At 67.0% G+C, this 12,843-nt stretch carries 12 protein-coding genes and 2 pseudogenes; 8 read left to right on the top strand and 6 right to left on the bottom strand.

Annotated elements, in window-relative coordinates; all coding sequences use genetic code 11:
• Positions 1 to 241: 241 nt before the first annotated feature.
• Positions 242 to 631, top strand: a complete 390-nt coding sequence (locus ACFHPP_RS28990) for a transposase (protein ID WP_437166707.1) — start codon at positions 242 to 244, stop codon at positions 629 to 631.
• A 107-nt stretch (positions 632 to 738) separates the two neighbouring features.
• Positions 739 to 1,488: a DDE-type integrase/transposase/recombinase gene (locus ACFHPP_RS28985; protein WP_437166706.1), complete on the top strand. Its 750-nt coding sequence runs from the start codon at positions 739 to 741 to the stop codon at positions 1,486 to 1,488.
• Here ACFHPP_RS28985 and ACFHPP_RS28980 read toward each other — a convergent pair.
• The gene (locus ACFHPP_RS28980; protein ID WP_437166708.1) at positions 1,383 to 2,600 is read right to left on the bottom strand and encodes an IS110 family transposase; all 1,218 of its coding nucleotides are present in this window, start codon (positions 2,598 to 2,600) and stop codon (positions 1,383 to 1,385) included. The two genes, ACFHPP_RS28985 and ACFHPP_RS28980, sit on opposite strands and share 106 nt — an antisense overlap.
• 274 nt (positions 2,601 to 2,874) lie before the next feature.
• Between ACFHPP_RS28980 and ACFHPP_RS28975 the strand changes: the two are divergent.
• Positions 2,875 to 3,081: pseudogene (locus ACFHPP_RS28975) on the top strand (integrase core domain-containing protein); the annotation flags it as partial.
• Here the strand turns inward: ACFHPP_RS28975 and ACFHPP_RS28970 are convergent.
• Positions 3,038 to 3,550, bottom strand: coding sequence for a hypothetical protein (locus ACFHPP_RS28970; protein WP_437166705.1), 513 nt, complete (start codon positions 3,548 to 3,550; stop codon positions 3,038 to 3,040). The pseudogene ACFHPP_RS28975 and the gene ACFHPP_RS28970 overlap by 44 nt on opposite strands.
• Positions 3,551 to 4,101: 551 nt before the next feature.
• On the bottom strand, positions 4,102 to 4,716 hold the full coding sequence (locus ACFHPP_RS28965; RefSeq protein ID WP_437166704.1) for an alpha/beta hydrolase: 615 nt from the start codon (positions 4,714 to 4,716) through the stop codon (positions 4,102 to 4,104).
• 113 nt (positions 4,717 to 4,829) lie between these two features.
• Here ACFHPP_RS28965 and ACFHPP_RS28960 point away from each other — a divergent pair, with 113 nt between their 5' ends.
• The 3 genes from ACFHPP_RS28960 (at position 4,830) to ACFHPP_RS28950 (ending at position 6,883) form a co-directional block, all read left to right on the top strand.
• Positions 4,830 to 5,150, top strand: coding sequence for a hypothetical protein (locus ACFHPP_RS28960; RefSeq protein WP_437166703.1), 321 nt, complete (start codon positions 4,830 to 4,832; stop codon positions 5,148 to 5,150).
• Between the two features lie 6 nt (positions 5,151 to 5,156).
• Positions 5,157 to 5,441: a tyrosine-type recombinase/integrase gene (locus ACFHPP_RS28955; protein WP_437166702.1), complete on the top strand. Its 285-nt coding sequence runs from the start codon at positions 5,157 to 5,159 to the stop codon at positions 5,439 to 5,441.
• A gap of 485 nt (positions 5,442 to 5,926) precedes the next feature.
• Entirely contained in the window at positions 5,927 to 6,883 is a 957-nt protein-coding gene (locus ACFHPP_RS28950; RefSeq protein ID WP_437166701.1) for a replication protein RepA, read from the top strand.
• A 120-nt stretch (positions 6,884 to 7,003) separates the two neighbouring features.
• On the opposite strand, the gene ACFHPP_RS28945 is transcribed toward ACFHPP_RS28950, so the two are convergent.
• Together ACFHPP_RS28945 and ACFHPP_RS28940 are read right to left on the bottom strand one after the other, a co-directional pair.
• A complete protein-coding gene (locus tag ACFHPP_RS28945) occupies positions 7,004 to 7,756 on the bottom strand; it encodes a hypothetical protein (RefSeq protein ID WP_437166700.1) in 753 nt (250 codons plus the stop codon).
• Entirely contained in the window at positions 7,753 to 8,445 is a 693-nt protein-coding gene (locus tag ACFHPP_RS28940) for a ParA family protein (protein ID WP_437166699.1), read from the bottom strand. The genes ACFHPP_RS28945 and ACFHPP_RS28940 overlap by 4 nt, the downstream gene beginning before the upstream one ends.
• 320 nt (positions 8,446 to 8,765) lie before the next feature.
• Between ACFHPP_RS28940 and ACFHPP_RS28935 the strand changes: the two are divergent.
• Both ACFHPP_RS28935 and ACFHPP_RS28930 read left to right on the top strand, forming a co-directional pair.
• Positions 8,766 to 9,719 (top strand): annotated as a pseudogene (locus tag ACFHPP_RS28935) (ATP-dependent DNA helicase); the annotation flags it as partial.
• A 250-nt stretch (positions 9,720 to 9,969) separates the two neighbouring features.
• Positions 9,970 to 11,193, top strand: coding sequence for a DUF2382 domain-containing protein (locus tag ACFHPP_RS28930; protein ID WP_437166698.1), 1,224 nt, complete (start codon positions 9,970 to 9,972; stop codon positions 11,191 to 11,193).
• 276 nt (positions 11,194 to 11,469) lie between these two features.
• On the opposite strand, the gene ACFHPP_RS28925 is transcribed toward ACFHPP_RS28930, so the two are convergent.
• Complete coding sequence (locus tag ACFHPP_RS28925) at positions 11,470 to 12,183, bottom strand: GNAT family N-acyltransferase (RefSeq protein ID WP_437166697.1); 714 nt, start codon at positions 12,181 to 12,183, stop codon at positions 11,470 to 11,472.
• Positions 12,184 to 12,843 lie beyond the last annotated feature (660 nt).

The following is a 12,843-nucleotide window of genomic DNA, read 5'->3' as shown; positions in this document are numbered from 1 at the left end:
GAGCCAGTGCCAGGCGGCGGCGGCGGCGTCGAGCAGCGCCACGCCGGTCGCGGTGCTGGCCTGCAGCGCCCCAAACGCCGCCTGGACCTCGGCTTCGTCCCGAGAATCCGGCGCGGTGAGCCAGCGGTGCAGGGCGAGCGCGGCGCGGCCGGCCTCGAACACCCCGCCTGGAGCGGCCCCCAATTCGACCGGACACGCGGCGCAACCGTGAGGGCCTAGGTGGAAGCCTAGGCGTGCGCCTATGTCGAAGCCCATCGAGCGCGTCGAAATCATCACCGGCATCCAGCGCCGCCGACGCTACAGTGCCGAAGAGAAGGTCCGACTGGTCGAGGAGACGATGCAGCCCGGCATGACGGTCTCCGCCGTCGCCCGGCTCCATGGCGTGTCCCCCAGCCTTCTCTTTGGGTGGAGGCGACGCATGACCGAGGGTGGCCTGGAGGCGGTCAGGGCTGACGAGGACGTGGTGGCCGCGAGCCGTGTCCGCGAGCTCGAGGCGAAGGTGCGTGAGTTGGAGCGCCTCCTTGGCCGCAAGACCATGGAAACCGAGATCCTCCGCGAGGCCCTGGAAGCCGCACGCCCAAAAAAACAGGCGTTGCGCTTGCCGTCGCCGCCACGGGGCGGTTCCCAGTGAAGGCTGTGGCCGACACACTCGGCGTCGCCAGGTCCAACTTGGTCGAGAGGCTCCGGCGCCCCGACCGGCCGCGGCGTGGCCCCTACCGCCGTGCCGAGGACGAGGCCGTGCTGGCCGAGATCCGAGCAATCACCGACGCTCGCCCGACCTACGGCTACCGGCGCGTCACCGCCCTGCTGAACCGTTCCAGGCGCAGCTCCGGCGAGCCCCTGATCAATCACAAGCGCATCTTCCGGCTGATGCGCCTCTCCTCATTGCTGCTTCAGCCCCACACCGGCAGGCGGCCGATCCGCGCCCATGAGGGCACCGTCGTCGCCCCCGCCTCCAACCAGCGCTGGGCCTCCGATGGCCTCGAGATCCCCTGCTGGAATGGCGAGGTCGTCCGCGTCGCCTTTGCCATCGACACCCATGACCGCGAGATCATCGCCTGGGTCGCCACCGCCGGCGGCGGCATCTCTGGCGAGATGATCCGAGACATGATGCTCGACTGCGTCGAGCGCCGGTTCGACGCCATCCGCGCCCCGCAGCCCGTCCAGTGGCTCGCTGACAATGGCTCCGCCTACACCGCCGCGGAGACGACCGACTTCGCCGCCGCGCTGAACCTCGTGCCGTGCTTCACGCCGGTCCGCAGCCCCGAAAGCACGGATGAGTTTGAACAGCCCCTTTCTACATTCCGTGCTAATTTTCTCCTGCGCATGGGTGACCGCGTGGCGAAGAGCGGGGCCTGGAGGCGAAAGCCCCGCCGCGCAGCCTATGTTCGCTCCTCCTGTGCGGCATCCATGCGCACCCGTCGCGGTCCCGCCGGCTGCCATCCCTTGGTGAGGCGCTCATACGCTGCCTCGCCTTCGCCCGCCTGACGCCGCTCGGCGTCGCGTGTTGCGGCCTGGTTGTAGGCATGGGCGGCGCCGCGCTGGCCACGGTGGGGCTGGTGTCCCGCCCGGAGCTGCAGGTCGCGCAACTTCTTCGCGTGCAGCGCCGGCCTTGCCCAGATGTAGTCCTTGCCATCGCGCAGCATGTGCCAAACCACGATCGCAATCTTCCTGGCCGTCGCGACCGCGGCGACATGCTGGCCGCGACGGGCCGAGATCCGCAGGAAGAAGGCCCGTAGCGGCCCCGGAGAGCGCGCCGCGGCCCAGGCTGCTTCCACCAGCATGCCACGGGCCTGGCCGCGTCCCTGCTTGGTGATCCGCCCGTGCCGCACTGGCGCATCGCCCGACTGATGGACGCTGGGGTTCAGGCCGAGATAGGCGACCAGCCGTTGGGGGGCGGCGAAGCGGCTGACATCGCCGATCGCCGCGGCGAGGCCGACCGCGACCACCATGTCGATCCCCGGCACCGTCATCAGCCGCTTCACGGCCGCATCGTCGAGCGCCCGCCGGGCGATGTCGCGTTCAACACCGCTCAGTTCCTCGCCGAGACGATCGAGTTCCCGGACGTGCCGTTCCACCGCCACCCGCTCGTCCTCTGGCAGCCACTGCCCGGCCAGCCAGCCGCGTCCAGCCTTGCCGAACAGGTCGCCATGCGGACAGGGCGGGACGAGGTGGGCGTGCAGGATGGACTGCACGATGTTCTTCAGCCGGGTTCGCTGCCGGACCAGCTGGGTCCGCCGGGTCACCTGGCGGCGCATCGCCTCGGTGCGCGCGTCAGGCACCCAGACCTCGGGCAGGAAGCCGCTGGCATAGAGCTTGGCCAGCACGGTTGCGTCGATCTTGTCGGTCTTGATCTTGGCGTCGGCGATCAGGCGGACCTGCTTGGGATTGGCGATCACGACCCGACCGACATGCGGGGAGAGCACCTCGACGACGGCCGCGGCGTTGCCCGTCGCCTCGACCACGACATGGTCGTCGTGGGTCAGCGTCGAGCGGGCGAACGCCTCCAGTCGGTCGCGTCGCATGTCGACCCGGCCCAGCCGGGTGACCACCCCGTCCAGCAGCGCCACCGCCTCGGCGAAGACGCGATGGATGTCCATTCCGATGACGCGCATGGTGCCACCTCCTCCTGGCTAGTGGTGAGAAGACGGGAGCTTGCGGGCGACACGACAACTACGGATCCGCGCTCGCAGCGCATCCGGGCAGGTCGCAGGGGCGGCCAGATAACGAGCTCGAGTTCTCAACTCATGTCTTTTCGGACGGCCTGCCCGCACTTGCGTGCTCCCGGTGCCCCGTGTCCCGGATGGTCTCACCATAGCCCGATCCTGGTCAGGACCGGCAGGACATCGCAGCACCGCCACCTACATGCCGGATAACGGCGTCTGCGAGGCGTTCGTCAAAACCCTCAAGCGCGACTATGCCCGCGTGAACCCCAGGCCGGATGCCATCTCCGTCCTGCAGCAGATCCCCGCTTGGTTCGAGGATTACAACACCGTCCACCCCCACTCCGGCTTGCGCATGCGCTCGCCGCGTGAGTTCATCGCCCTGCAGTCAACCAACCAAGCCGCATGTCCGGTTTGATGGGGGCCACTCCACCGCCGGCCTCGGCGAGGCTCTGGGCGCCGGCCAGGCGGCGCGGCCGCAGGCCTTCGGTCAGGGCGGCGAGGTGCCAGGGGTCGATGAGGAAACCGTCGACCGCGGCCTGGCGGCGCACGGCGTCGAGCCGGGCGCGGTGCAGCAGCGCCGGAAGCAGCTTGTGCTGGGCGCTGGCCTGGTCGAGCCGGGCCAAGGCGGCGGCGGCGCGCGCCAGGGCCTGGAGCCGCGCCGGAGGTTCGCGCCACGGCGCGGATATGGGCACAGGAAGAAGGCTTTTCAGGTGGTTATGGAGCGGTGGTGACCTTAACACCGCGTTGGGGTCAAACAACTCGAATAAACCGCCACCACCCCCTTCCCGCATCCTGTTGCGCCCCGAAATTGTGTCCGGTAATGGATATTTATCGGACACCATCAGCGGCTTGAGCGGGCAGAGGCGCGCGCCCAGCTTGTCCACCTCCCGGCTTGGGAGCTATCGGCGTTCTTGTCACAGCAACCGAAAGGACCGGCCATGGTGTCTTCTCCGGAAGCAGCCGCGCGTGGCAGCTGCGAAGCTGCCACCGCGAAAAAGCGGACACGGCGCCCGAAGCCGGAGCAGCGGTCGCCTGACCAGGTCTCTGAGGAGGAGTTCGTTCCCATCGTTGAGGACGAGCTTGCTGCCCTGAGGATCGAAGGGGCCACTCCTGGCCAACCTGGCCTTCTGGTCGAGGAGCCGGGTTCTCTGGCTGACCACAAGGTCGGCGGCGATTGGATTCAACCCTTCTTGGACGAGCGCCGCCTTGAGCGTGAAAGGCAGGCAATCATGGGTGGCCGGGATCCCAAAACGGCGCGCTAAGTGCAGCAGCCCGCCGCGCCTTCCGCCGTACCCTGACCGACAGGCTCTACCACCCATAACCCGGCTTGGAAGTGGTAGACGGCGCAGCGCAGCTTCGGCGCTGTAGCTGACGTTGGGGCACGGGAAATGCCTCAAGAAGTCGGCTGGCAACGCCGCGCCGTTCCTGAGGCCCCTCACCCGCGCGCCTGGCGCCGAAGCCAGTCGCGGACATGGACCTCATCCGCGCCGGAGGTGGCATGGCCGCCCGGATGGGCACACGCCGTCACGCGCGCTCCTGCAGCGCGGAATTGCGCCGCGAGTTGCGGCGCATCCGCAGCCGCCCGGCGCGCATCGGTCGCGCCCGCCACCAGCAGGACGCGGTAGCCGCCGAGCGGCGGAAACGCCTGCCCGGGATGCGGCGAAAGCGGGCGGAGAAGGATCGCGCCGGTACTCAGGCCCGGTGCGCGCAGCAGCGCGGCGGCGGCCACGATCGCGCCGTTGGAGTAGCCGAGGAGGATCGGCGGCTGCTGGCCGCCGGCGTGAAGCTGGCCGAGCAGCTCGCACACCGCGATCGCACCGCGGGCGAGGTCGGCTTCATCCAGGGTCCGGTCGGGGTTGCGCCGGAAATGCGCGTAGCCGCCCTCCCATGGCAGCCGTCCGCGCACCGCGACGAGCGGATGGCCGGTCGCCGCGGCACGCGCGAAGCCGAGCAGCGAGGTTTCGTTTCCGCCGCTGCCATGCAGCAGGACCAGCGCCGGCAGGCCGGCGCGGCCGGGCCAGGTCACGTAGTGGAGAAGGCCCTCACCCATTAACGCCCTGCCCTGCCCTGCCCGGCTCGGCCCGCAACCGTCCGTCCCAGCTCAATGCCCCCGCCGAGGCCCACCCTCAGCTCCGACCACAGCCTCGCCGGCCACCCGGCCGCATGGCAAGCGCGCCGGCGCCGGGCCCGCCCGTCGTCGTCAGGCGCCGCGAGCGTCATGTCCGCCTCCCGGGGCGCGCGTCCCCAGCACCCCGTGCCCTGCTGCTGGTGGGCTTCGCTGCGGCGCTGCGGCGGTCGGAGCTGGTGGCGCTGGACCTCGCCGACCTGCGCCCGGTGCCGGAGGGCCTGGTGCTGTCGCTGCGCCGCTCCAAGACCGACCCAGACGGCGCCGGCACCGAGATCGCCCTGCCGCACGGCCAGCACGCCCTCACCTGCCCGGTGCGGGCGCTCACGGCCTGGCGCGAGGCCGCCGGGATCGCATGAGGGGCGGTGTTCGTCTCGGTGACCAAGGGCGGACGCGCCACCGCCCGCCGGCTGTCCGACCGCGACGTGGCGCGGGCGGTGAAGGCCGCCGTCGCCGCCGCCGGCTACGACCCCGCCGGCTTTGCCGGGCACTCGCTGCGCGCCGGCTTTGCCACCTCCGCCGCCCGCGCCGGCGTGCCGGAGCACGCCATCATGCAGCAGACCCGCCACCGCTCCGCCGCCGTGCTGGGCGGCTATGTCCGCCGCGGCGGCCTGTTTCGCGACAACACCGCCAGCAGGGTCGGGCTGTAGGCAGCCATGCCGCGTCGGCAGTTGGTCTCCAACTTGGCCACGCGCTACAAGATTGACCTGATCCCTCGTAGTAACGCGGGATACGCTCGCCGGCGGTGGTGAGGCCGCAGCAGCAGCAGGCAGGCGCCAGAGCCGGATTTTAACGTGCGAGTGTGCAGGCCATTAGTCGCATGATACGCGGCAGGAGCTGGACTCTACCGGGGGACGTTGTGGAGTCGCGATCTACAGCCTTCAGCGATGTCCGATTCGGCACCGTGCGCTCGATCCACAACGCCCTGATCTCTTCCGGGAAAAAACTGGACTCTGGCGGGTTCACAGAAAAAGGTCGGAGTAGCCGAATCAAGGGTGTAGTGGGTTTTCCACTGGACTCTGACCGCCTACTACAAGTTCTTAGACCAATAGTTCTAGCAAGTCCCCGGCAGAGTCCAGCATGACGAACCCACCGGCAATCGGCAGATTAGGGCCCATTCCAATGGGTGGTCGCCATGGGTGAGGTCCACAAGCTATTGAGGGAGGCGGGCCGAGAGGCCGCGCTCCGTTCTGACTTCGACCGTCGAGTTGTAGAAGCGGCGGCGGCCTACCTCGCCAGCGAGGAGGTCGAGATCGGCTTCCTCTACTCGGGCTGGGCCCAGGCAGCCCTTCCGCACAAGCGCTTGCCTGACGATGCGCCTTGGCAAATCACGACCGAGCGTGTGACCCTCATCGTACAGCCCGGCCTTCGGGCCGTGCCGGGCGGCCAGCCAGTCAGCGTCGGCGTTCCGTACGGCAGCCGCGCACGCCTCATTCTGCTTTACCTCCAGTCCGAGGCGATCCGCACGAACAGCCGAGAGATCGAGCTCGGGAAGAGCCTTCATGCTTGGCTGCGCCGGCTGGGAATCCCAATCGGCGGCAAGTCCATGAAAGACGTGCGCGACCAGGCGGAACGGCTGAGTCGCTGCAGGATGACCTTCACCATCAAGCAGGGCAGTCGCACCGGGCTCGTAAACCAGAACCTGCTCGACACCTCAATGTTCGTCGAGGATGACAACGTACAGGGCAGCCTCTTCATCGAAACGGCGACGCTGTCGGACATGTTCTTCCAGCAACTTACAAAGCACCCTGTCCCGATCGAGGAGACGGCGGTTCGGCAGATCGCAAACAACAGCATGGCGCTTGATGTCTACTGCTGGCTTGCGTATCGCCTGCACGCCCTCACCGAACCCACGCCGATCAGCTGGCGCGCGCTGCACGGGCAATTCGGCCGCGGCGTGAAGCGCCTCGACCACTTTACCGACCAGTTCAAGGACACGCTGGCTCTCGCCACTGCCGTTTATCCCGACGCGAATGTCGAGCTGCACGAGCGCGGGATCACGCTTTGCCCGTCGCGTCCGCCGGTGGCGCCAAGTTCCCCAAGAGTAGTAGCGTTCGGTGTACGCGGGCACCGTCGCTCCGTGGGCGGCTGAGCCCGCCAAAGTCCAGTCTTGTTTAGAACCTCCGCCTGTCTCGCGGCGCCCGCGCGCCGGCCCCCGCCAGAGTCCAGGCTCGGAGGGCTGCAGCGGGTCCTCCCCTGCCAGCGACACGGCCTACCCAACCATCTCTGCCTCGCCGTCAATCACCGGCGACAGCAGCTCGTCGATATGGGCGATGCGGCGCTCCATCATCGCCAGCTCCTCGACCAGGCGCGAGCGCCGCTCGCCGAGTCGAGCCCGCTCATCGCGTAGGCGCGCCCGGTCCAGGCGCCCCGGCGGCGGCGGCTCGGCCCCGTCGACCGCCACTTCCCGGCGAAGCTGCATGATCTCGCGTCGGGTCACGTCAGGGCGGATCAGCCCCCTGTCCCATGCTGCCCGCAGCTGGGGCTCCGTCAGCAGCGTGATCTGGTACGCAGTGCCGTAGCTCCCAGGGCAAGCTGCCGCGGGGATGCGGCCGCCGTCCACGGCCCGAGCGATCTGGCGCAGCTGCGTAGCCGTGGCATCAGAGAACGGGAAGAGGCGCTCAGTACCATGCCGTAGGCGTGTGAACTCAGCCTTCGTCAGCTCAGCCTCGAGCGAGATCAGCGCGCGCCCGATGGCGAGGAAGGAATCGCGGGCGTCGCCCCACTCCTTCTGAATCTCGCTTCGTGTGCGCAGGATGCGCCGAACCTTCTCATGATCGTCCGGCAGGCTTGTGCCGGCAAAAACCTCGCGGATGGCCTGGATCGCGGCCGGGTCCTCAACGCCAAGCGAGCGAAGCTCGGCCGCCCGCGGGTCCACCATGACCTCCTCGGTCGCGGCGTCCTCATCCGCGGCTAGGAATGCCTTCAGCGCAGCCTTCGACCGCTTTCCTGTCGTTGCGCTCACAGCCCCATCTCCCGGCGCACATACGCCCAGATCTCCTCGAATGGCTCGATGCCGCGCGATTTTGAGTAGTCGAGCAGCGTGAGACCCTTCGCCGAGGGCACGTGGATGTCCTCCAGCTGCGGCAGCTCCGTCGGACAGACCGAGCCAGCCTTTACCAAGACGCCTCGCATGCGCGCGTAGCTGGTTGTGCGACGGTTAGCCCTGTTGAGGACGACCGAGGTGGTGAAGCCCTTCCCTGCCAGCGCCTTCACCCAGGGGGCGACGGATTCCACATCGTCCTGCGTGCACACAGCTGGTACCAAAATCAGGTCGGCCGATTCGCCGAGGCCATCAATCGCCGGCAGGTGGTCCTCCACGCTCGGCGGCGTGTCGAGCACGGCAAGCCGGTAGCCCTCCGTCCGGCGCAGGGCCGCACGCCAGTCGCCCAACGAGACGGGCTCAACAAGCGTCTCCGCAAAGTCCGGGAAGGCCTCCCGCGTGCGCGCCCGCCGCGCCGCCCATTTTGACAGCGTCTGCTGTCGATCGAAGTCCAGCCCGATGGACTTGATGCCCGCCTGGGCGGCGCTGACAAGGAGGTGGCGGCTGAGCACCGACTTCCCTGACCCGCCTTTCGGACTGCTGATCAACAAGATTCGGCAGCGCCTATTCTTCGCCTCTGCGGCATGCTGGTGCGCGGCGGCCTTCTGCATCCCCGAATCCCCCCTTGATCCCTACGGTGAATACAGCTTTCCGCGTGCTGCGCCATGATCACGCGCAGACGAACAGCAGAAAGCCGTAATTAGACATGTCTAATCGGCTCGTTCAAATTGGCTGGCGTAGCAGATGCGGCCTAATCGAGTCGCATAGGTCAGAGCCGAAAGCGTACAGCTGCTCGCGCCACTAGGCGGAACCCTCCCTTCGCCGATAATTGCAATGCCGCCGCGGGCTGGCAGTGCCAGCGCCCAACCTGGTGCACCGAGCCCTAGCCGCACAGAATGCGACCTGAACACGTGAGTCGACATCAGGATAAGCAGGACGTCGCATTGTCCTGGCCACTGGGCGCCCGCTGTGGCCCGAGATCGACGCAGCTAAGGCGATGCCGTGGGTGGAGGCCAGGACCGGCCTGAGGCTCGCCGAGAGCCAGCTGGCGGCGGTGCGGCTGGCGCTGCGCTCCAAGGTGCTGGTGATCACCGGCGGCCCTGGGGTGGGCAAGACCACCTTGGTCAACTCCATCCTGAAGATCATCACCGCCAAGGGCGTCAAGGTGGCGCTGTGCGCGCCAACCGGCCGTGCCGCCAAGCGCCTGTCGGAGAGCACCGGGCTTGAGGCGCAGACCATCCACCGGCTGCTGGAGACCGACCCCAAGACCGGCGGCTTCAAGCGGGACGAGGCGCACCCGCTCGCCTGCGACCTGCTGGTGGTGGACGTGCCGCTGATGCGGGCGCTGCTGCGGGCGCTACCAGACCGGGCGGCGCTGCTTGTGGTGGGCGACGTCGACCAGCTGCCCAGCGTCGGGCCCGGCCAGGTGCTGGCCGATGTCATCGTCTCCGGCGCCGTGCCAGTGGTGCGGCTGACGGAGGTGTTCCGCCAGGCGGCCAGGAGCCGCGTCATCGTCAACGCGCACCGCATCAACCACGGGCAGATGCCGGAGCTGGAGGCGACGGAGGGCTCGGACTTCTTCTTCGTGGAGGCGGACGAGCCGGGGGAGGGGGTGCGCCGCCCGCTGGCGATAGTGCGCGACGTGCAGGTGCTGTGCCCGATGAACCGCGGCGATCTCAGCGCGCGGGCGCTGAACCCGCCGGGCGCACTGCGGGTGGAGCGCTTCGGCTGGACCTTCGCCCTGGGCGACAAGGTGATGCAGGTGGCCAACAACTACGACCGGGAGGTGTTTAACGGCGACCTCGGCGTGATCAGCGGCCTCGACCTGGAGGAGGGCGAGCTGACAGTGCTCTTCGACGGGCGGCCGGCGGTCTATGGCTTCGGGTTCGTGGGGTTGAACACTGCAGCGGCGATGGCTGCTCGGCTCTGCTGAACCAGCAGCCCGCGTGCGCAGCTGCGTGCAACCATATGTCCATTCAGATGTTGACATGCTGCATCGCAGCAAAATAGTATTCGCGAAATCAAAATGATGGTTTCAAGTTCCGCTTGTCAAATCAGCGGATAAATCTCACGCAGATCGCGTCTACACCGCAACATCACATGGCTCATGTCAGCGCCGTGACAGGGATATTACAATGACCCTCAGAACTCTCATGCAGGCCGGCCCGGCCAAGGCCAACGAGTTGTTTGCCAAGCTTTCCGAAACCTCGGATGGTGCGGTGAAGACCAGGGAGAAACTGTTCTCCGACCTCAAGGCCGAGCTGGAGCTTCACACAGGTCTTGAAGAGCAGCACCTCTTCCCGATCCTCAAGAAGAACCCTGAAACCAAGGACTTGGTCGCCGAAGCGATCCGGGACAACAAGGAGCTGCGCGCGAAGCTTGCCGAGCTGGACGCGATGCCGAAGAACGACCCGGCCTTCGCCGAACAGCTTGCTGATCTGCAGAAGACGTTCCGCCAGCACGCCCGCGACGACAAGAAGGAACTGCTTCCGGCGGTGCAGCGGGCGCTGAGCGAGGAGCAGGTACTGGGCGTCACGGAGAAGATGGAAGCGAGCCTTGCCGAGGCCGAGCAGGCAAAGCAGGACGAGGCTGAGGAGCGGCGGGCCAAGGCCCGGGAGGAGCGCGAGCAGGCCGAGTTCCTGGCCCGGCAGGCGGAGCTGCGGGCCCAGGAGGCTGCGACGGCTGAGCGGGAGAAGGCCACTGCCGACCAGCGCGTCCGCGCTGACGCGCGGCGGGTTGTCGACGCGGCGCTGCGGCCTGTTGCTGCAGCCAGCAAGGCCGTGAGTGACGTCACCCAGCTTGCCGCCGCAGTGCCCGCTGCAGTGCCAGCTGCCGACGCAGGCCGTCGTGCTCAGGCCCAAGCCGTGGCGATGACCAACATGTTCATGTGGCCCTGGCTCGGGGCGATGCAGAACCGGCAGCCAACCGGAAACGCCACTGAGGTGCGCGGGGCCTCCGGAATGGAGGAGGTGATCCCGCTTGGCGAGGAGACCCTTGAGGTCGGCAAGCGCACGGAGAACCTCGGCACGACGCGTGTCCGCCGCTTTGTCGTCGAGACCCCGGTCGAACGGCAGGTCACCCTGCAGAGCGAGAGGGTCATCGTGGAGCGCCGCCGGCCCGTGAGCGACAAGGTCACGGGAGAGATCCTGACCGAGTTGACGGTCGAGGTCGTCGAGACCGAGGAGGTTCCGACTGTGGAGAAGCGCCTGCGTCTCCGCGAAGAGATCGTGGTGCGGACTGAACGCACGCAGCGGGTCGAGACGGTGCAGGAGACCCTCCGGCGTGACGAGGTCGAGATCGAGCAGGGCGACCGGAAGCGCGGCAACCGCCAGCTTCGCCCGGTGACTTCGGAGCGCTGAGGCCGGCCTTCGGCGCGAAGACCCGCGACCAGTCCTCGTCAGCGTCGGGTGGGGTTCTCAGGACAGCCAGACAGGGGCAGTCGGGGCAAGAGGGCAGGGGGGCCAAGGCAACCACCGCGGGCGGCGGCGTGCTGCTCTACGCCACGACATCCGGCCGGCTGTATTGGAATACCGATGCGCGGGCGGTGCGGCGCAGGTGGAACTCGATGTGACCGTCGGCATATCGACGGTCCGCGTCGCGGATGTCTGGGTCGTGGCGTAGGCCTGTCCCGCGCCTCAGGGCGGTGCGGCGACGCAGCAGGGGGCGGGGAGGCGGAGCATCTCCCGTCGCGGCGCCGGTTCAGGCGCGCCGGCCACGAAGCGGTACAGGTCCGGGTGCTGGTTGCGCCCATCGGCGAGGGCATGCCCGATAGCGACTGCTGAAGGCTGGCGCAGCCCGAAGGCCTCGACGAGCGGCCCGAGGGGGCTGAAGCGGATGCCACTGCTGCGCATCAGGCGCAGCAGCGTAGGCTCCATCAGCGCGCACCAGTGCGTCAGGCCAAGCTCCAGGCTGGCCCGCAGGATGCCCCGCATCAGCGCCAGGCGCAGCAGCCGGTCCGGCGGCGTGCCGACAGGACGCCGCCGCTTGGACAACGCAAAGCGCGAGATCTCCCCGGTGGTGCGCAGCGGCAGGTGGCGCAGCAGGTCGGGGCTGCAGTAGCGCAGCATTGGCAGGTCACGCTGCGTAGCGGCGCGGGGGTTGGCCACTAGCCGCGCGGTGCCAATGACCTGCCCATCCTCGCGGTTGCGCAGCACCACGTGGCGGGACCGCACGTCGTATTCATCCGCCTCGATGGCACTGTCGGGTTGGCCGGGAAAGATGCCCCGTTCGGTGCGGAAGACCTGATGGCGCAGGTGCTGGACTTCTCGAACTGAGTCAGGCGTGTGAGCAAATTCGACAAAAAAATGGCGATCGATTGTCAAGAATGCGTCGATGTTGTGTCGAATCATAGTATCTTTGCCCCCCGTTGCTTGAGTACGCCGCGGGGTAACGGAGGTGGTTCCTCTCGGAAAGAAAGGATCTGTCAGGTTCGACTTTCAGGGATCGTCGGTCATGAAGAAGATGCTTCGAAGATTCTAGATTCTAGCAAAATTTTACATTCAAAGAACGCGGGCTAACAACTTTCCGGCGATATACAGTATTTGGTTTAACAATCTGAAGGCAAATCGGCCGAATAGCGAGCCATAATGATTCGATATCAGACCTATTACTCTCTATCATACAAATCATTCATGATAATTTTGCGAGTCGAGTCCAGAAAGCTAATATATGGGCAAACCGGCCTATTTCTGGATTTGAAACAATACTTGCTCTGTGGTTCGGGTGCTCAGGCCGCTTCGGTAGCCGCACCGTAACTATTCGAACAGTCGGATATTCAACCAATGTCTTGAGGAAGCCCGTCGAAAAATATGACATCAGTGGGATGAGTTACGAGTTCATCACGAAATACTTGTGGTAGTTCAACGTGCCGAGGCTTTGGCATGGAAAATGCTCTACTCGAACAACTCCCTATACGGGGAGACGAGTAAGGGGATGAAACCATGCGAGATGTGACCCGCAGATACTTCCGGACGATGCTGCTGGCAGGCGCGGCAACAGCCATGGTGGCC

It is taken from the genome of Falsiroseomonas sp. E2-1-a20, from assembly GCF_051433195.1.
GTDB lineage: Bacteria > Pseudomonadota > Alphaproteobacteria > Acetobacterales > Acetobacteraceae > Falsiroseomonas.
This window is presented reverse-complemented; position numbering and strand designations above follow the sequence as displayed.